Source organism: Bacillus sp. FSL M8-0063 (assembly GCF_038005545.1).
Lineage (GTDB): Bacteria > Bacillota > Bacilli > Bacillales > Bacillaceae_G > Bacillus_A > Bacillus_A wiedmannii.
Genome location: NZ_JBBOTJ010000001.1, coordinates 962,216 through 981,141, shown reverse-complemented (window position 1 = coordinate 981,141; position 18,926 = coordinate 962,216). Strand labels below are relative to the sequence as shown.

Here is an 18,926-nt window from a genome sequence, read left to right as displayed (position 1 = left end):
TTCATAAAGAAAAGCTGTCTTATCAATGAACAAGACAGCTTTTCTTTATAATCGTATATTAAAAATTAAACACGAAGTCATCGTCAGATAACTTTTCAACGTTCGTTGCTTTTACGTAACCATTCCCTTTTACAGAGAAGAAATCATGGTTTTTCGTATCTGTACGTAAACCATTTAAAACGATTGGGTTAATTTCTTCTTCTTCAAACTTCGGCTCAAGTCCTAAGTTCATAAGTCCTTTATTCGCATTGTAACGAACGAAACGATTTACATCCTCTACAAGACCGATAGAAGTGTAAATTTCTTCTGTGTATGCCATTTCAATTTCATATAATTCCATTAATAACTCTTGTGTTTCTTTTTGCACTTCTTGTTGATCTTCTGCAGAAAGTTCTACGAAGAGTTGTTGTGCTAAAATACCGACGAATACGCCGTGAATTGACTCATCACGAATTATTAGGTTAATAATCTCACCACTTGCCGTCAATTTACCTTGACCTGCTAAGTAAAGTGGGTAGAAGAATCCACTATAGAATAAGTAACTTTCTAAGAATACACTTGCTACCATTGCCATGTATAACTCTTTTTTCGTTACTTCAGGCTTTAATAAACGACGATAGTAACTAGTAACAATACCAGCTTTTTTCTCAAGTAATGGATGATTGTCTACCCATTCAAAAATATCATCAATTTCTTCTTCAGTAGCTAACGTTGTGAAAATATGACTGTAACTCTTCGCATGTACTTCTTCCATAGCTCCCATGAAAGCTAATACACTTTTTGCTTGTAAATTTTCAAGATGAACAAGTACAAGAGGCATCCCTTCGCCACCTTGTTTCGTATCTAAAAGTGTTAAACCACCTAATACACGCTTATAAGCAACCTGCTCTTCTTTTGATAATTGTGCCCAAGTATTTTTGTCAGAAGATACCGCGATTTCTTCTTCTGTCCAAAACTGAGCGATGTTTTGCTTCCAAAACATTAAACTAAAATCATCTTCTTTTTTGTTCCAGTTTACCGCACGCATTCAATCGCCCCTTCTCTAAATAAACATGAAAAATTGATAACTAAGCATGAGCAGGGTTCAGAAAACCCTGCTCATGATGTCTCAATTTTTATATTAAACGGTACAAGCTACGCACTCTTCCACGCTTAACTTACGTGTTCTCGTATAATAAAGACTCTTTAAACCTTTTTTATGTGCATAGATGTAGTAACGTGCTAATTCACGTGTTGAAATATCACTATTAACGTAAAGAATTGTACTAATTCCTTGGTCAATATGTTCTTGGATTTCTGCGATTAAATCAATTAATTTAAACTGATTCATATCGTAAGAAGATTTATAGTACCAGAACGTATCTTTTGATAAATACGGCATTGGATAATATGTTGTCGCATTCGCATATGTTCTTGATTCGATTTGACTTACGATCGGCATTACGCTTGAAGTTGCATTTTGAACGTAACTGATAGATTGTGTTGGAGCGATAGCAAGACGGTATGAATTATATAATCCATTCTTCTTCACTTGCTCTTTTAAACTTGTCCAATCTTCTTTTGTTGGAATATGAATTCCTTCAAATAGTTGCTGAACTTTTTCAGTTACTGGGCTGTAATCTGTCGTTTCGTATTTTTCAAAGTATGTGCCATTCGCATAATCAGACTTATCGAATTCTTTAAATGTTTCGCCTTTTTCTTTAGCGATTTCCATACTTTTCTCAATAGAGTAGTAATTTAACATCATAAAGAATGTACGAGCAAACTCTTTCGCTTCTGCACTTTCATATGCGATTTTGTTTTTTGATAAATATCCGTGTAAGTTCATTGCGCCAAGTCCAACTGAATGAAGCTCATCATTTGCTTTTTTCACAGTTGGTGCATTCGGAATAATCGTCATATCAGAAACAGCTGTTAAAGCTTCCATTCCCGCATGAACGGCTTCACGAATTTCTTTATTTTCCATTACATTTACGATATTTAACGATCCTAAGTTACAGTTAATATCACGACGGATAATATCCTCTGTACCGTAATCATTTATTTCAGAAGTTTCTTGAAGCTGGAAGATTTCTGTCTCGAATGTTCAACCGAGTCCGCTACTCCTCAGTCCGTTGCTCATGCAACTGCTGTATGTCACCATACAGGACAGACTATATCATCACCTACAGCATTACCTGATTAGGTGCTCCGCTTTTCGAACGCCAATCGCTTGCGCTCTACTCCCATAAGGGATAGTCGTTAGGCTTTTACTTATCTTAATCTTTCAGAAAGTCTCTTATTACTTTATGTTGTCCCATAACTCTGCTATACAAAATAATAAGATACATTCTGAACTTTTATATTTTCATTCTAAGATAAGATTTAGCACGGTAGGTTACCTCAAATTTGAGGCTTTCCCCGTTTAACGGAGTTTTCGACTAGCATTTCTACTAGAAGGTGCTACATATTTAACACAAGTTCGACATCTTCACAGTTCCAATATCCTTCAGTGGATGTTGGTTATTTGCATTTGATTTAAACATTAAGTATGGGTAACCAGACTCAAGCTGAATCATAGCAATTTTAATAAGCATATCACGTGCACTAATATCTAGCGGCTTCTTCTTCACTTTCGGATTGCTCATTAATTCATCGTACATTTCATCAATGTCTATATCATCTAAATGCTTTCCGTATTCTTTATACACCGTATAAGGCGCGAAAACATGGAAAGGTTCGTTTTTCTCAGCAAGCTCAAAGAACTTACTTGGAACGATAATTCCGATTGATAGAGACTGAATACGGCTCTTCTCATCGGCATTTATTTTTTTTGTATCAAGGAATTCAATAATATCCCAATGGAAAATGTTTAAGTATACTGCGCCGGCACCTTTTCGTTGCCCAAGTTGATTCGCATATGAAAACGAATCTTCAAGTAATTTCATAACAGGTACTACACCACTTGCAGCGTTATCGATACCTTTAATTTGCTCACCGCGTGCACGTAGCTTAGACAAGTTTAAAGCTACTCCACCGCCGATTTTTGATAATTGCATTGCAGTATTAATGTTAAAGCCGATTGAATTTAAGCTATCGTCCATCTCTAACAAGAAACAAGACACCATTTCTCCTCTTCTGCTTCGGCCCGCATTTAAAAAGGTTGGTGTCGCTGGTTGGTAGTTTTGTTTTACAATCATGCTTGCGAAGTGTTTTGCCTTCGCAACATCACCGCGTCCTAAGTATAATGAAACAATTGCTACACGATCTTCATAGCTTTCTAAGTATTGTTTTTGATCATTTGTTTTTAACGCATAATCTTTGTAGAACTTAGATGCTGCCATATAAGATTGGAACTCGAAGTTTTCACCATAAGCGATGTTATATACCTCTTCTACTTCCTCCAAGCTATACTCGTCCAGAACGTTGTAATAGTAATCATGTTCTTTCATATACTCCATTCGCTCTGCCACGCTATTAAAATGAACGGTATTCTCTCTAGCTTCTTCCATAAAGACTTCTAATGCCTCTTTATCTTTATGAAGCTGATAAAAACCGTCCTGCATTTGCGTGATTTCATTATTCAGTTCAATGTGTCGCAATCTCCCGCACCCTTTCCTTAAAATATTCTACATCGTTATTTGTTCCTGATAACTCAAATTTTGATACAATAGGCACTTCATATTTAGCAGAAATTTTGTCAGCACTTGCACCGAACATGTCTCCCCAGTTACGATTGCCGCTTGCAGATACGCCTTTTAATTTTTCATTATTGCGCTCTAAAAATTCTAAAACACGTTCTGGTACATTGCCAAAACCTGTTGTATACGTAATTAAAACAAAGTCTTCATCTATTACTAGATCTTCACCAATTTGAACGGCCGGCATATTTAATTTGTGAATGAAACGCTTCACGTTTCCTGTCATAGAATCATATGCAACTATCATTTCCGACCCTCCCTCTCCAATCTATACTCTCTGTATGTTGTTTCTTGATTTCTCTATATATTGTATTACGTTTCAAAATAAGACACAAGATATATGTATAAATTCTTTCTTTTTTTAAATTTTACTTTTCGACAAGACAGTCGATTTTTTTCAATACAATGACTATGAAACAACATTCTAAAACTCATGTCAATAAAGTGCTTTTCAAAAAAGTTGTCAACGAATTTAACCTTATTTTTAAAAAAGTTACCAATATATTTTGTCATAAAACGGCAAATGCTGGAGGAATATATTTCTCCAGCATCACGAAAAAAAGAACAGACATGAAACGATAATCTGTTCTAAAAAACGATTACATTTATCAATTTTACTTTATTAAATATTATACATATACTTTCGGTTCGCGTTACATACTAAAAGATAACTATTATAGAAAAAGATTATTATTATGGAAATTCAATTTATTTATGAAAAGATTATTCAGAGTGCTCAATACGCAAAATATCTTTTACAAATATATGATGTGGATTTTCATCTTTATCAATCATTGTACATACAGGAGCTTCTTCATCAAAGTACACAATCATTCCTTCTACGTACTGAAATGTATGTTGAACTTGTACAGTTACTTTAATTTCTACAGCCTCTTCATATGCTCTTTTTATTTTCTGAAGCATTTTTGCCGAACACTTTCGTTTCTCTGGGTACATGACCATCCCCATAAACCTATTGCCGGCTCTATCTTTCCACATATAATCCCAATGCGGTAATATGCCTTGTTTAAAATCGCCCATAATTCTCCTCCCCTATATTCTTCTAGTTACGAACGTGGCGTTTCTGAATATGTATAAATTACTTGTCCGCCGCGCTGCGCGTTTCCAATAATATGTTTAAAATCTTCACGCCCTACTACAACTTTCCTAAACGTATAAAATACATCTTTCGTTGCAACATACTCCTTTATTTCACCATTTTTCAGCTGATCCAAAATTGTATTTGCTAATTGTTCATCCATGTATTTCACCTCTATGCAATATTTTATTTTATCGTATATTCTATAGGTCAACAACTGTAAAATTATCCAGATGCTATACCTTCATTTTATTTTCATTATTCACAAACGATATCACTTTACTATATGTCCACTAAATATCATATACTAACATAGCTACTTCTCTATATCAAACATTTCGACATTCAATTATGCAAAGTTCCATACCACTATGCTACAATATATAAATAGAACTAGGAGGGATACTATGATTCGGAAAGCAAAAAAGACAGATGCGAAGGCAATTGCGCCTTTATTGTATAACGCTCTGCACGAAATTGCTGAAAAAATCACAGGTAGCACTGTTGAAACAGAAGTATTACTAGGACTTGAAACATGGTTCTCAAAAGAGAGAAATCGACTGAGCTACGAAAACTGTTTTGTATATGAGCAAGACGGGGATGCAGTTGGAGTTATTGTCGCTTATCATGGTAGTGAAGCAACAATGCTTGATGCACCAATTGCACATCACTTAAGAGAATTACATAAAGATGAATCGATTACGTTAGAAAAAGAAGCTGAGCTTGATGAATATTACATTGATACATTATCAGTTTCAAGTGCATATGGCGGAAAAGGAATTGGTTCTCAATTAATTGAAGCTGCTGAAATCCATGCAACTGAAAAGATGTATGAAAAAATCGCATTACTTGTTAATTTAGAAAACAAACGTGCCTATTCACTATACGAAAAACTAGGTTATAAAAAAGATCAAATCATTATGCTCGTAGGCGAACCTTATGCACATCTCGTAAAAACATTAAACATCAAAGTTTCTGTATCTTAAAAAGAAAGCACACGATTTATATAAATCGTGTGCTTTTATGTTAAATTCGTATTCAATACATTTCCATTCATCGCCTCGTGAAATGTATATGTTGTACATCCCCATGGCTCTCTGTGCAAAATAGGCGTACCAGACCATCCCATCGCTCTCAGCTCCGCACCAACCATTGCGTTAATGTAATTATGACCTACAAGAGCAATACTTCCATGTACGAGAGCATAACGGTGTAATACGTAAGCCGCTTGCCTTGCCCTCTCTCTTACTTCCTTATAAGACTCAACATCTTTATGGTAACCAAGTATCCATAATGTTCGCCCGATAAACATCCATACGTTAGGTTTACATTTCAACCATGTTGGAGCATAAAAACTCGTCGGAATTTCAGCTTCCCTAAAAAGAGAATTTTGCATAAAAGATAAAGAATTCATTAATTCAGCTGCTGACTGTATAGCACACCTTTGATCACTCGTTACAATCAACTTTGCTGCTTCAACCGCTTCCATTGTTTCCATTGGTATAGGTGCTTTTTCTGTTATAGTATGTAAGTCATATCCTTTCATCCATTCATGAAAGGATGTAACCGTCATTGGTTCTATAGTACGATCTAAGCGACCATGACGAATAAAAGAAATCTTCATTCTTTCCACTCTCCATTCATCACTTACGAACTCTATTATGTACTATTTTTAAATATCATACCACGCAAAAAAAGAAAGTTATACACCTTTACATATCCTCGCCACTCTCATGTGTGACCCCAGCATGTATACCATCCATCCCATCAAAATATGTAGTCGTTTCATGATGACGAATCTTTTTTAAATTTATATAAGAAAATACAAATAAAGTTAATGCTATAACACTCCCCACAAATTCAAACATCATTTTACCGCCTCTAATTTATCCCACTTTAGTAGGTTATTGTATATTTTTCATTATACCCCTATATAAAGATGCACGCATTTAAACCGTTCTTTTTTTCTAATAACTTGGAGTTCTTGCATATTTTCTTACAAAATGTGAATATTTTTCGAATTTTTACTTTGGAAACATTTACAAACTAGACAATATGGTTCAAAATAAGAGGAAATAAAAAAAACCAAAATTATTCTTTTTTTGGAAAACTGTAACAAGGAGAGTTGCTTATGCAGATCGCAGAAACTGGAGATATCATTGAATTTAAAGGTGGAATGCAAGGCCGTGTTCAAAAAGTAAATCAAAACTCCGTTATTGTAGATATAACAATTATGGAAAATTTTAGAGAACTAGATATGGAACCTCTTACAGTTGTAAGTCATAAAAACTATACTGTCATTAATCAAAATGCATAATATAATAGAAAGAAAGGATCTGTATGTTATACAGATCCTTTCTTTCTATTATATATTAACGATTATCAATTGTTTCTGGATATAGATCATGGTTCATCATGCGGTAGTCTGCCATTTTTTCATACTTCGTGCCTGGGCGACCGTAGTTGCAGTAAGGATCAATTGAAATCCCTCCACGTGGTGTGAATTTCCCCCATACCTCAATGTAACGCGGATCCATTAATTTAATTAAATCATTCATAATAACGTTCATGCAATCTTCGTGGAAATCACCATGATTGCGGAAACTAAATAAATATAGCTTTAAAGATTTACTCTCTACCATTCTTTGTTCTGGAATGTAGCTAATATAAATTGTTGCAAAATCTGGTTGACCTGTTTTCGGACATAAGCTTGTAAATTCAGGGCAATTAAATTTCACAAAATAATCACGGTTTGGATGATTGTTATCAAATACCTCTAAAATTTCTGGGCTATATTCAAATAAATATTTTGTATTTTGATTTCCTAATAATGTTACATCTTTTAAATTTTCATCTAATCTTCCTGCCATTTTAAACATCCCTTCTCATTATACTCCGCGTTTATTTCCCCATACTAACGCATGAAGCTGCGGCAATACTTTTGCATTATTCATTTCTTTACAGTTAACCGCTTTTTCAATAAGCCACTCATATTTATCTAATAATTTTTTAATCAACATCGCATCATCCACAGTTTTTGTATCATCATTCCCTACTTGTAAGAAGAATGGAACATCTGGATAACGTTCGTGCATCTTAACTGCATACTCAAAGTCATAATCGTCAAATACTACTACCTTTAAACTAATATCTTTTCCTGCTAGTTTCTGAATAACAGCATCTAACTTCTGAAAATCAGTATTCATCGTCGAACTTGGTGGTTTTGGAGAAATCGTTATCTCATCAATTTGAAGTAACCAATCTTGCCATTTACTCCCTTGCGTTTCGATTGCCGTCCGCATTCCATTCTCTTTTAATATAGAAAGAAGAAACTCAATATTTTTCAACAATGCTGGATTTCCACCTGAAATCGTAACATGAGAAAAATTTTCGCCACCAATTTCCACAAGCTCGTTCCAAACGTCCTCTGCTGTCATCTGTCTAATTTGTTCCTTAGCCGATCCATCCCACGTAAAAGCAGAATCACACCATGCGCAGCTATAATCACAGCCAGCTGTACGGATAAACATCGTCTTTTGTCCCACAACCATTCCTTCACCTTGAATAGTCGGACCAAATATTTCTAAGACAGGGATCTTACTCATCGAGCATCCACTCCCGTCTTACTTCCGCATAACTAGTCGGCGTCTCGAAAAGACGAACAAATTCAACACGAGCTCCTTTATATTCGTTCGCACGATTATCTTTTAGTAATGCTTCTGCCATCTTTTCATAAATCCAAACGACCATGTTTTCAGCAGTCGTATTCATTGCTGGTAACGTTTCGTTTAAATAACGATGGTCTAAATAAATTTCTATTTCATTCTTCCAAATTTCTTTTATATCTCCAAAGTCAATCGCAAGACCTATTTCATTTACATATCCACTAATCCCAAATACAACTTTATATGTGTGACCATGTAAATTTTTACATTTCCCCTCATAACAGTGTAAATGGTGTGCTGCATCAAATGTAAATTCCTTGCTGACCATTACTCTTTTATTATGATATTTAAGCTGTTTACGCTGAATATCCTTGTCCATTTTTTGCAAATTTTCTACGATGCGAAATCCAAAGAAATTATCCATTAGTTATTTGCTCCTTCGCGTTCTTGTAGGTACGTATCTAATCCTGCTTTACGAAGCTGACATGCTGGACATTCACCGCAACCATCACCAATGATTCCGTTATAACATGTTAATGTTTTTTCTCGAACAAACTCGAATGCTCCAAGTTCATCTGATAATTTCCATGTTTCCGCTTTATCAATCCACATAAGTGGTGTATGAATTACGAACGGATAATCCATGGATAAATTTAAAGTAACGTTTAACGATTTCACAAACACGTCACGGCAATCTGGATAACCACTAAAATCAGTTTCACATACACCCGTTACAATATGACGTGCCCCAACTTGTTTTGCTAATACAGCAGCAAATGATAAGAATAGTAAATTTCGTCCATCTACAAACGTCGATGGCAATTCACCTTCTTCATGTGTAATCTCCATATCCGTTCTCGTTAACGCATTTGGAGCAAGTTGATTTAATAGACTCATATCTAGTACCGTATGTTTAATTCCTAGTTCTTTCGCAATTTCCGCTGCACAATCAATTTCTAGTTTATGACGTTGATTGTAATTAAACGTTACAGCTTCTACTTCTGCAAACTGCTCTATTGCCCAAAATAAACATGTCGTACTATCTTGTCCTCCACTAAAAACAACAACTGCCTTTTCTTTTTTCATTTCACTCATTCTCCTTCTCTACTACGAATAAGAAGAAAGAACGTTCTTGAACTGTCACAATAAAAAAACAAAACAATACCTAAAGATATTGTTGTTTCCATAGTTTTTTATAGAGGGAGTTCGCGAACCTCTCCCGCGCATCGCACGGAATTCCTTCTTTCATTGACAAAGCTTATTGTAACATATTGTATACTACCAGAAAAAATTTCTGATTTTTCCGCTATTTCTCATTTTATTTCTTTCATTTTATAGTATGATTAATTTAATGTGAGAAGAGAGGAGGCATCCCACTGAAACCCTTTATTATTTATCTCTTTTTAAATATATTATTCATTCTTGTTACAATGCTCGTATACCATTTATTTTGGAATCAAAAAGGGAAACGTTCTCCTAAATTAAACTCAGCTATATTTATTGCATTATGTTGCCTCGCAACCATACTATGTATTACTTTCGGAGCAAAAACAAATTATGGATTTCAATTTGATATGCGCCATATCGTATTAATTGTCGGTACATTAACAGGAGGTCCTATTGCTGGTGGATCTATATTAGTTGTATTAAATATATACCGCTTCTTATTAGGAGGAATCGGTGTTTTCCCATCGCTTATCGGTTCTATCCTTCTATTTATTGTCCTACTATTTACATATAAAGTTTTCAATCGAACTTCTAATCGTATAAAAGTAGCACTTGCCATTATCTACAGTCTCACATACGGATTTAGTTGGATACCTTTCTTCCTTTCAAAGGTTACAAATAAGACTGATTATATACCACATATTATTGTGTATGAGTTATGTACGATACTTGGTACGATACTTATTTTATATTTACTACACATATTACAAACTCAAGTTCGTCTTCAAAACGAACTTATGAATGCTGAAAAGTTTCATTTAATTGGAGAAATGGCAGCGTCCATTTCTCATGAGATTCGTAATCCATTAACTTCAACAAAAGGCTTTTTACAACTTTTGCAGTCAGATACATGCACTGAGCAAGAGCGAAAATTATATATCGACATAGCCATTAACGGAATCGAACAAGCAAATCACGTTCTTACAGATTATTTAACCTTTGCAAAACCAAGTATTGAAAAAGAACAAACATTACAGTTAGAAGAAGAACTACTACACGCATTAGCGTTAATTACACCTCTTGCTAATTTAGCAAATGTGCGTACTCATTATATAAAGCAAAGCACTTCTTTTTTTATCGCGGGAGAAAAACAAAAACTAAATCAATGCTTGTTAAATGTTTTAAAAAACTGCATTGAGGCCATGCCAAAAGGCGGTGATCTTTATTTCTCATTAGTTCCTGATCATAAGCATATTCAGTTATATATAAAAGATACAGGAGTTGGTATGGATCAAGAACAAGTAAAACGCCTTGGATCCCCTTTCTACTCAACAAAAGAAAAAGGTACTGGTCTTGGAATGATGGTCGTATTCAGTGTTGTGCAAGCTATGAACGGAAAAGTTGATATTATAAGCGAAAAAGGTACAGGTACAACCTTCTTATTAACTTTTCCACTCATACAAAAAACGTGATGAAATACTCATCACGTTTTTTCTGTTCCTTCAACTAATTCAGCAAAGGCTTTCACTTTACCATGTGGTTTTTGATTTTCTTTACGTGCTTTCCACGCGCGCTCTTCTTCTTTCTTTTTCTTGGACATACATTTCAACTCCTTCTGTTCTTTCTCCATGTAGTATTCCAAAATAAGAAAGAAAACTATGCACGCATCAAAAAAGAAGTGGTCTCCCACTTCCTTCTAATTATCGTTGCAAAATTGCGTGTTTCGCCTCTTTTAACTGCGTAAGATGTCTTTGTTCATGCAAATCAAGAAATTGAACCCACTGATACAAATTCAAATCATTAAAAATAGGATGCTTTAATCCATTTTCAAATAAATCTTTTTCATCTATCACACTATGAAGCGCGTGTAATAGCTCTTGTCGTGAATGTTCTAGTAATTGAATTCCTTGCTGTTTTTTCATTAACGTTTCTGTTGGTTGCATTTGCTGAGGAGCTTCTCGTTTATATGTGCGATCAAGCGTAAGTTGGAGGTCTTTAAATGGAGTCGTGTTTCTTTCATTTTTTTGTAAAGCATATACAAGGGCAGACGTAACTGATTGTTCAACTAAATGCAAGTGATGCAAAATTTGAATAATACTCCATTTATCACGGCGTGGCTTTACATTCACTTCTGTATCATTTAACATTTCAATTTCTGATAATAGCGTGCTTCGAGTAGACTGTAATGAGTTCACCAAATTTTCTAAACTCACATCCATATTTGATTGAAGCATACTTCTTTCCCCCCTTTTTGTTGGTGAAAAGAGGTGCTCCTTATTAGAAACACCTCTTTAGCATTCTGAATTTTCTTTTATTATCTCATCATTTTCTCATTATGTCGATGTTAAACATGTGAAAAAAAGCGCATGTTTTTTACAATTTTGTGTCGTCAATCGCATGTAGCCACGCTTCAATTTCTGTAATGACACTTTTCACACAGCCTTCAGCAAATGGTGATGTTAAATTTGCAACTTCTACTAATTCCAAGAATGATTTACTTCCACCTTGTTGGCACAAATTTACATAATCTTCCCACGCCTCTTGTCTATTATCTCTTGCACGTTTCCAAAATTGCAGTGCGCAAATTTGTGCTAATGTGTAGTCGATATAGTAGAACGGCGAGCTATAAATATGTCCTTGACGTTGCCAGAATCCACCGCGCTCTAAATAATCATTATCTTCATAATCACGATGCGGCAAATACTTTTTCTCTATATTACGCCATGCTGTCTTACGCTCTTCTGGTGATGCTTCTGGATTTTCATATACATAATGTTGATATTCGTCAACAGATACACCATACGGTAAAAACAGAAGTGCTGAACTTAAGTGAGAGAAATAATATTTATCTGCATCCTCTTCAAAGAATGACTTCATCCATGGCCATGTAAAGAATTCCATACTCATAGAATGAATTTCACATGCTTCATACGTTGGCCAATTGTATTCTGGAATTTCAAACTTACGGCTTTCATATACTTGGAAAGCATGACCAGCTTCATGTGTTAATACATCAATGTCGCCAGATGTTCCATTGAAGTTTGAGAAAATAAATGGCGCTTTATAATTCTCAATATATGTACAATATCCGCCACCAGCTTTTCCTTTTTTCGCAACTAAATCTAATAAATCATTATCTAGCATGAAATTGAAAAATTCATCCGTTTCAGCCGATAACTCTTTATACATCGTTTTCCCATGATTAACAATCCAATCCGCATCTCCTTTTGGAGTTGGATTACCAGTAGCAAACTCAAAGTTTTCGTCGTAATACGCTAACTTCTCTACACCGATACGTGCTTGTTGTCGTTTTCTTAATTCCGTTGTAACTGGAACGATATAATCAAGTACTTGCTGACGATAATTCGCCACCATTTCCGCATTATAATCTGTACGGTACATTCTTGCATATCCAAGTTCAACAAAGTTTTTGAAACCTAAAGATTTGGCGATTTTCGTTCTCACTTTAACAAGCTCATCATAAATACGATCTAACTCTTCCTCATTCTCAGCTAAAAATCCGTAATATGCTTCACTTGCTACTTTACGTTCACTTCTTTCTTTCCCTTGCATAAATGGAATAAGCTGCGATAACGTTCTTTCTTCTCCTGCAAAGTCAATTTTTGCAGATGCTAATAACTGCGTATATTGTGAAGATAATTTATTCTCTAATTGTAAATCTTTCACAACTTCATCAGAGTATGTTTTCAAATCACACTCCGCTAAAGCAAATAATTGCTTTCCATAATACGCTTCTAATTCTTCACGGAATGGAGAATGAATTAACGCATTATAATACTTTGTACCATAACCTTGTACAACTGGAGAGAATTCATCAAAGAAATCTTGCTCGTCCTTATAAAAAGCATCTGTCGTATCAACAGAATGACGAATGTAACAAAGATTCCCCATTGTACCGAAGTCGTTGCGAATTTCGTTAATTGAATTGATGACTTGTTTTTGTTCTTCTACAGTTTTAGCGTTATCAAACTTCTCTAAAGCAACAGTAAACTTCTCTTTTAATTCTTCAATATTTGGCCGTTTATATTCATAGTCTTTAAATGACATGAACGAGCCTCCTCTCCATTATATGCATCCTTACTATAATTCAATGCTTACTTACAAATCTCCTCTTATTCTTCAGCAAAATACGGCATATTTTGTCATAATTACATGTAAACAAAAAAGCCTTGGATTTCTTTATCCAAAGCTCCTTTGGAACATACTATTATTTTTCATACTTTCCAATCTTTTTTAATAGATCAAGTAATTCATCCTTTTCCTCTTTCGTTAACATTTCAAAAGACTGATGTATAACTTGCTCATGCCCTGGAAAAATAGAAGCAATAAAGTTCTCTCCAGACTCAGTTAATTGTGCATAAATAACACGTCTGTCATTCGGGCACGGAATTCTCTTTACTAGTCCCTTTTTCTCTAGCTTATCTACAACATATGTAATGCTGCCACTAGCAATCAAAATACGCTCACCAATTTGCTGAAGTGGTTGACCGCCTTTATGATATAGCAGTTCTAATACAGCAAATTCAGTTGGATTTAACCCGTTACTTTGTATAGATTTATTTGTAGTATCCATAACAGAACGATGTACACGAGATAATGCAATAAATACTTTTAGAGATTGAGAAATATCTTCTCGTTCATTATTTGATGTCATACAACTTTCAACCCTTCACTTAAATTCTCAGTAATAAAAAGAAAAAACAGCTTAGTACTTCATGTAAATTCCGAATGAGTATTCACTCATTCATTTCCTCTCCCCAAATATATTACGAATGATTCTTGAATAAAAACATGACAATTTTAACATAGTTTATATATAATGATAATAAAAAAGAAGGAGTACCAAATTTGAAAGTCAAATTCCACAGCATAGTTTTATATATATTACTTGTTATCCTACCAACGATAGGGATTGGTGCTACATTTTATTCATATCATTCGTATAAAATGAAGCAGGAAAACAAACTATCTGCTCACACGGTTCTCTTTTTATATAGAGACTATTTAGATCATCACCTTGGTGAAGCAATTTCCGCATTAGAAATGCTCTCAAAGGTCATAGGAACCGAGACTGGAAATATAAATGGAGTTAAACAAATTGTACATGATACAGATGGAAACGATGCACGTTTTTCTGGTTTATACTACGCTACACCAGAAGGAATCATTACAATCGCATCCGAAGGCGACCGACCACCTGTTGATGTCTCAGATCGCAAATATATTCAAGACGTATTGCAAACGAAGAAAACAACTGTATCATCAGTCATTACAGATCGTGTTCTTGGACATCAAGCTATTATGATTGCTTCTCCCATTTTCAATAAACAGAAGGAAATCTCAGGCTTATTGTTAGCAAGTTTACGCTTTGACTACATTTCATCATCTTTAAATGCCATTAAGCCACAATACCATTTTGAAGTAACTGATAAACATGATGTAGTTTTTCTCACCGATGATAATAACGAAACAAGTGATGCGCATTCTAATATGCTTACTACCCCACTCAAAAGATTAAATTGGAAGGTCTCTGTTTCTCCTTTGCCTATCCATCAAAAAACTTTATATCAGTGGGTTGCAATAGAGTGTATAGCTACTTTATTTTTAATGTCTATTTTATTTTTACTTGCTCAATATATGTTGTTAAAACGTCAAACAAAACTGGAAAGACAACAAAATGAACTACAAAAAATTGAATTGGTTGGAACTTTTGCAGCTAGTACAGCCCACGAAATCCGTAATCCTCTTACCGGAATTAAAGGGCTCGTCGCTCTATTAAAAGAGAAATATAAAGATGAACAAGATCAGTTTTATTTTTCCGTCATCGAACAAGAAATAGAACGGATTAATGAAATTGTAAGCGAATTTCTTATTCTTGGAAAGCCAACTGCTATCATTGAACAAACATATGATGTGAGAACTATTCTAAATGAGGTATCATTAATTATTCAATCTGAGGCGAATCTACATAACATTGTATTCCATTTACATTTGCCAGACCATCCTATTCATATCCGTTGCTCAAAAGACCATATGAAACAAGTGGTTTTAAACATTACAAAAAATGCAATTGAAGCCATGAATTCTGGTGACACACTGACCATTTCCGTAACAAACAATGAAACACACGCACAATTGAGAATTACAGATACTGGAAAAGGGATTCCAAAACATATTCAAAAACACCTCTTTCATCCGTTCTTTACTAATAAAGATACTGGAACCGGTCTTGGACTTGTCATATGTAAACGAATTGTAGAGATGTACAATGGGCATATTTTTATTGATAGTATAGAAAACGAAGGAACGACAGTTCATATCGAAATTCCGTTACACCTAGTATAATTATCCTTATCCCAAAAGGGTAATTATACTTATTTCATAAAACCAGCCACAAGCATTCGCCAAAAATTACTTGATTTCCCTTCATACCCAATTTGAAAAATAGGTACCTTAATAATTGATAGCCATTTTGGTGTTTGTTTTTCTTTATAACGCTGGTACTGTAAAATAAGCTTGTCCAATTCTTGACTCACTTGAATTGTCTCCATACTATTTAACCCACTTGTTAAACCTAATTGAATCATTTCTTCACGTTTCATATGAATATCACGTGAAAGCTTTTCTAATGTGTACTTCCTTTTTACGGTAAACATTCATATCCCCCTTATTATACTTCCATGCTTTTAACTACTTAATCATATTTGAATTTGAAGAATCAGAAATTTTAACATTTTCTCCCTGTAATTTACAAATCTTTACCCTCACTTTGAGAATTATTACAAATTATTCTATCTTTGTAAATACATTCGCAATAATAGACATTTTTTTCATCTTCTTTTTTTACAAATACCAATTAAATAGCGGATTCGCTATTTTCTATATACTTTTCTTCGACATTTTTTGTTTAATTTATATAAAAACGCAAAACATAATGATGATTGATAAAGTGAAATTTAATCATTGGGGGATTTTGTTCATTCCTCACTGCTCGCAAATAGCGGGAAAAAATAGAAAGGAAATATTTATATGCGCAAATATACGATTGCATTGCTTATTTTTACTATGTTCTTACCATCCTTCTTGTTTCCTGTTCAAGCAATGGCCCATACAAACAAAGTCGCTATTGTCATTGATGACTTCGGCAATAATATGAAGGGGACTGATAAAATGTTATCACTTCCTATTCCACTGACTGTTGCCGTTATGCCTTTTCTCCCTTCCACAAAGGAAGATGCGATAGCGGCTCATAAGAAAGGGCACGAAGTTATTATACATATGCCAATGGAACCGATTAAAGGTAAAAAAGAATGGCTTGGACCAAAAGCAATTACAACTGATTTAAGCGACGAAGAAATAAATAACCGACTCGAACAAGCGATTCAAGAAGTACCGCATGCAATTGGGATGAACAATCATATGGGCTCAAAAGTGACCGCGGACGAAAGAATTGTACGACTTATACTTGCAGCTTGTAAAAAACACGGTTTATTTTATTTAGATAGCAAAACAAATCCTAAGAGTGTTGTCCCAAAAATCGGGAAAGAATTAGGAGTGCCTATTATTGAAAATCAATTATTTTTTGATGATGTGTATACAGCGGCACATATTTCAAAACAAGCCCAATTACTCATTAAAAAACTTCAAGAAAAACCGATTATGGTAGCTATCGGACACGTTGGACCTCCAGGTGAAATTACATCACGTGTTATAGAAACTTCTATTCCTAACATTCGCGCACATGCAGATTTTATTTTTTTATCTGATTTAGCATTATCTCCACCTCCTGTTTCAAAATAAGATTCATTACTCGCACTAAAAAAGGTACCAATCTGCATATAGCAAATTGGTACCTTTCCTTTTCACCTTAAATATAATCTACATGACTCACCCTGAATCCTTTTTTCTCTATTTTTTCGATTAATTGCTTTAATCTTTTTTCATTTAACTCATCTGCTATATTTACGATAACGCGGCGAATATACTGATCACCGTTATCTAGCGTAAATAATCCACCGATATTAAATGCTTTCAACAATGTCCCAAGTTCTTTAATCGTTCCCTTACAATCTTGTGTTGCAATTGTTAATATATAACCACCCGTCCGCATACCGAATGAATCTTCAATAACATCAAATATATTGGAATGCGTTAAGATACCGACAAATTCATTATAGTCATTTAACACAGCTAAAAATGGAAGTCGACGAATAACATAAAATGCTCTAAAAAAAGAATCCTTTTCAAAAATAAATGCAGAGGAATCTTCCAGCATATGTTCCGTGCTTAATTTCTCTAATCCGCTATTACACTTCTTTTCTAAAAGATCTACTTTATAAATAATCCCTATGAATTTCTTTTCATCTTCTGCTAATACAGGGATTGCTCGAAATCCCGTTTCATTCATAATGTGCAAAGCCTCTTCACCTGAATTGTTCATTTTGCAAAATGTTACTTGTTGTTTCGGCAGAAAATGGTATTTAACTCGCAAAATATGTTCCTCCTTACATGTCAACATGTAATCTATATATAATAAGGAGACCTATATTTTATGAGTAAAATTACATTTAAAACGCTTTCATTTTTTATTGACTTGTAACGACATCACAAACATTTTATATAACAGAGCTCTTTGCACCTTTTATCATTAACAACTTTACATGGTAATTCATTAAATATTCTATACCCTCTAGCCATTTTTTCGCTTCTTCTGGAGTTTTCCCCCACACAATCATGCCATAATTATGAACAAGAACTACTCCTCCACCTTCAATAAAATTCGGTACATTATTTTCTAATAAATCAGCGAATTTTTTCTCATCTTCTACAATAGGAATTGTCATTTCTGTTATACCTTCTTTTCCAAAAACACGTTCCACGCTACGTTTATCGAATGTTACTTCCCCTGTTTCTCCATATAACTCTGATATTAAATGGCTATCTACAGTCTGCACTTGTAAAATACATTCTGCACTACTTTTTTTATAAATATCCGCATGCATAAATGATTCTGCAGCTGGTTTTTCTTCATTTTCAAATACTGGCTCACACATACAATTAACAACAATAAAGTCTTCTTCTGAAAATAACCCTTTATCTCTTCCCTCAACGTTTACTAAAAAAGTTAACGGCTCTTTTGACGTACAGAGTGATAAACTAATTTTTGTACCATAAAACCAATCACGAAGTGCCAATTCAGATTTCACATCTTTTAATTCATTCCATTTTTTTAGAAAAAATAACATTTCGTCACCCCCGGCATAATATTTATATAATGTTCGAATCCTTTCTATG

General features: G+C 34.3%; 23 protein-coding genes, 1 pseudogene and 1 riboswitch. Of the genes and pseudogenes, 5 read left to right on the top strand and 19 right to left on the bottom strand.

Going from position 1 to position 18,926, the window contains the following annotated elements:
- Positions 1-58: 58 nt before the first annotated feature.
- The 6 genes and pseudogenes from nrdF to MKX31_RS04985 all read right to left on the bottom strand — a co-directional run bounded on the left by nrdF (position 59) and on the right by MKX31_RS04985 (position 4,942).
- The gene (gene nrdF / locus MKX31_RS05010) at positions 59-1,027 is read right to left on the bottom strand and encodes a class 1b ribonucleoside-diphosphate reductase subunit beta (protein WP_048561423.1); all 969 of its coding nucleotides are present in this window, start codon (positions 1,025-1,027) and stop codon (positions 59-61) included.
- Between the two features lie 93 nt (positions 1,028-1,120).
- A complete protein-coding gene (locus MKX31_RS05005) occupies positions 1,121-2,071 on the bottom strand; it encodes a ribonucleotide reductase (protein WP_339328657.1) in 951 nt (316 codons plus the stop codon).
- A 382-nt stretch (positions 2,072-2,453) separates the two neighbouring features.
- Positions 2,454-3,581, bottom strand: a pseudogene (locus tag MKX31_RS05000) (ribonucleotide reductase N-terminal alpha domain-containing protein); the annotation flags it as partial.
- Positions 3,568-3,927 (bottom strand): class Ib ribonucleoside-diphosphate reductase assembly flavoprotein NrdI, encoded by a 360-nt coding sequence (gene nrdI, locus MKX31_RS04995; protein WP_000634376.1) that lies wholly within the window; start codon positions 3,925-3,927, stop codon positions 3,568-3,570. The pseudogene MKX31_RS05000 and the gene nrdI, both read right to left, overlap by 14 nt.
- Positions 3,928-4,403: 476 nt before the next feature.
- Complete coding sequence (locus MKX31_RS04990) at positions 4,404-4,721, bottom strand: hypothetical protein (protein WP_000502200.1); 318 nt, start codon at positions 4,719-4,721, stop codon at positions 4,404-4,406.
- A 26-nt stretch (positions 4,722-4,747) separates the two neighbouring features.
- Positions 4,748-4,942: a hypothetical protein gene (locus MKX31_RS04985; protein ID WP_000344283.1), complete on the bottom strand. Its 195-nt coding sequence runs from the start codon at positions 4,940-4,942 to the stop codon at positions 4,748-4,750.
- A 244-nt stretch (positions 4,943-5,186) separates the two neighbouring features.
- On the opposite strand from MKX31_RS04985, the gene MKX31_RS04980 reads away from it, so the two are divergent.
- Positions 5,187-5,765 carry a GNAT family N-acetyltransferase gene (locus tag MKX31_RS04980; protein WP_103655965.1) on the top strand — a complete coding sequence of 193 codons (579 nt, stop codon included), beginning with the start codon at positions 5,187-5,189 and terminating at the stop codon, positions 5,763-5,765.
- A gap of 35 nt (positions 5,766-5,800) precedes the next feature.
- On the opposite strand, the gene MKX31_RS04975 is transcribed toward MKX31_RS04980, so the two are convergent.
- The gene (locus MKX31_RS04975) at positions 5,801-6,403 is read right to left on the bottom strand and encodes a hypothetical protein (protein WP_064476717.1); all 603 of its coding nucleotides are present in this window, start codon (positions 6,401-6,403) and stop codon (positions 5,801-5,803) included.
- Positions 6,404-6,491: 88 nt separating this feature from the next.
- Complete coding sequence (locus tag MKX31_RS04970) at positions 6,492-6,647, bottom strand: hypothetical protein (RefSeq protein WP_064476896.1); 156 nt, start codon at positions 6,645-6,647, stop codon at positions 6,492-6,494.
- A gap of 263 nt (positions 6,648-6,910) precedes the next feature.
- Between MKX31_RS04970 and MKX31_RS04965 the strand changes: the two genes are divergently transcribed.
- A complete protein-coding gene (locus tag MKX31_RS04965; RefSeq protein WP_001165081.1) occupies positions 6,911-7,096 on the top strand; it encodes a YkvS family protein in 186 nt (61 codons plus the stop codon).
- Positions 7,097-7,151: 55 nt separating this feature from the next.
- Here the strand turns inward: MKX31_RS04965 and queF are convergent, their stop codons facing one another.
- From queF to queC, 4 genes are read right to left on the bottom strand one after another with little or no spacing between them, the layout of a single operon-like run.
- Complete coding sequence (gene queF / locus MKX31_RS04960) at positions 7,152-7,649, bottom strand: preQ(1) synthase (RefSeq protein WP_103655964.1); 498 nt, start codon at positions 7,647-7,649, stop codon at positions 7,152-7,154.
- A gap of 18 nt (positions 7,650-7,667) precedes the next feature.
- Positions 7,668-8,384, bottom strand: coding sequence for a 7-carboxy-7-deazaguanine synthase QueE (gene queE / locus MKX31_RS04955; protein ID WP_000036302.1), 717 nt, complete (start codon positions 8,382-8,384; stop codon positions 7,668-7,670).
- The gene (gene queD / locus MKX31_RS04950) at positions 8,377-8,868 is read right to left on the bottom strand and encodes a 6-carboxytetrahydropterin synthase QueD (RefSeq protein WP_000368411.1); all 492 of its coding nucleotides are present in this window, start codon (positions 8,866-8,868) and stop codon (positions 8,377-8,379) included. The genes queE and queD overlap by 8 nt, the downstream gene beginning before the upstream one ends.
- Entirely contained in the window at positions 8,868-9,530 is a 663-nt protein-coding gene (queC, locus tag MKX31_RS04945) for a 7-cyano-7-deazaguanine synthase QueC (protein ID WP_000711595.1), read from the bottom strand. The genes queD and queC overlap by 1 nt, the downstream gene beginning before the upstream one ends.
- Before the next feature lie 93 nt (positions 9,531-9,623).
- A riboswitch (PreQ1 riboswitch) is annotated at positions 9,624-9,667 on the bottom strand.
- A gap of 207 nt (positions 9,668-9,874) precedes the next feature.
- On the opposite strand from queC, the gene kinB reads away from it, so the two are divergent.
- On the top strand, positions 9,875-11,083 hold the full coding sequence (gene kinB, locus MKX31_RS04940) for a sporulation sensor histidine kinase KinB (protein ID WP_064476719.1): 1,209 nt from the start codon (positions 9,875-9,877) through the stop codon (positions 11,081-11,083).
- A gap of 11 nt (positions 11,084-11,094) precedes the next feature.
- Here kinB and MKX31_RS04935 read toward each other — a convergent pair whose 3' ends face one another.
- From MKX31_RS04935 to MKX31_RS04920, 4 genes are all read right to left on the bottom strand, one after another.
- On the bottom strand, positions 11,095-11,211 hold the full coding sequence (locus MKX31_RS04935) for a DUF6254 family protein (protein WP_000038254.1): 117 nt from the start codon (positions 11,209-11,211) through the stop codon (positions 11,095-11,097).
- A 100-nt stretch (positions 11,212-11,311) separates the two neighbouring features.
- Positions 11,312-11,845: a DinB family protein gene (locus tag MKX31_RS04930; protein ID WP_064476720.1), complete on the bottom strand. Its 534-nt coding sequence runs from the start codon at positions 11,843-11,845 to the stop codon at positions 11,312-11,314.
- 139 nt (positions 11,846-11,984) lie between these two features.
- Positions 11,985-13,679: a M3 family oligoendopeptidase gene (locus tag MKX31_RS04925; RefSeq protein ID WP_064476721.1), complete on the bottom strand. Its 1,695-nt coding sequence runs from the start codon at positions 13,677-13,679 to the stop codon at positions 11,985-11,987.
- A gap of 160 nt (positions 13,680-13,839) precedes the next feature.
- The gene (locus MKX31_RS04920; protein ID WP_000203340.1) at positions 13,840-14,286 is read right to left on the bottom strand and encodes a MarR family winged helix-turn-helix transcriptional regulator; all 447 of its coding nucleotides are present in this window, start codon (positions 14,284-14,286) and stop codon (positions 13,840-13,842) included.
- A gap of 194 nt (positions 14,287-14,480) precedes the next feature.
- Between MKX31_RS04920 and MKX31_RS04915 the strand changes: the two genes are divergently transcribed.
- Positions 14,481-15,977 carry a DUF3149 domain-containing protein gene (locus tag MKX31_RS04915; RefSeq protein WP_098103315.1) on the top strand — a complete coding sequence of 499 codons (1,497 nt, stop codon included), beginning with the start codon at positions 14,481-14,483 and terminating at the stop codon, positions 15,975-15,977.
- A 29-nt stretch (positions 15,978-16,006) separates the two neighbouring features.
- On the opposite strand, the gene MKX31_RS04910 is transcribed toward MKX31_RS04915, so the two are convergent.
- Positions 16,007-16,288, bottom strand: coding sequence for an aspartyl-phosphate phosphatase Spo0E family protein (locus MKX31_RS04910; RefSeq protein WP_000495533.1), 282 nt, complete (start codon positions 16,286-16,288; stop codon positions 16,007-16,009).
- 373 nt (positions 16,289-16,661) lie between these two features.
- On the opposite strand from MKX31_RS04910, the gene MKX31_RS04905 reads away from it, so the two are divergent.
- Positions 16,662-17,432, top strand: a complete 771-nt coding sequence (locus tag MKX31_RS04905) for a divergent polysaccharide deacetylase family protein (RefSeq protein WP_064476723.1) — start codon at positions 16,662-16,664, stop codon at positions 17,430-17,432.
- 67 nt (positions 17,433-17,499) lie between these two features.
- Here the strand turns inward: MKX31_RS04905 and cbpA are convergent, their stop codons facing one another.
- Positions 17,500-18,123: a cyclic di-AMP binding protein CbpA gene (gene cbpA, locus MKX31_RS04900; RefSeq protein ID WP_340980199.1), complete on the bottom strand. Its 624-nt coding sequence runs from the start codon at positions 18,121-18,123 to the stop codon at positions 17,500-17,502.
- Positions 18,124-18,247: 124 nt separating this feature from the next.
- Entirely contained in the window at positions 18,248-18,877 is a 630-nt protein-coding gene (locus MKX31_RS04895; protein ID WP_064476725.1) for a class II aldolase/adducin family protein, read from the bottom strand.
- Positions 18,878-18,926: the final 49 nt, after the last annotated feature.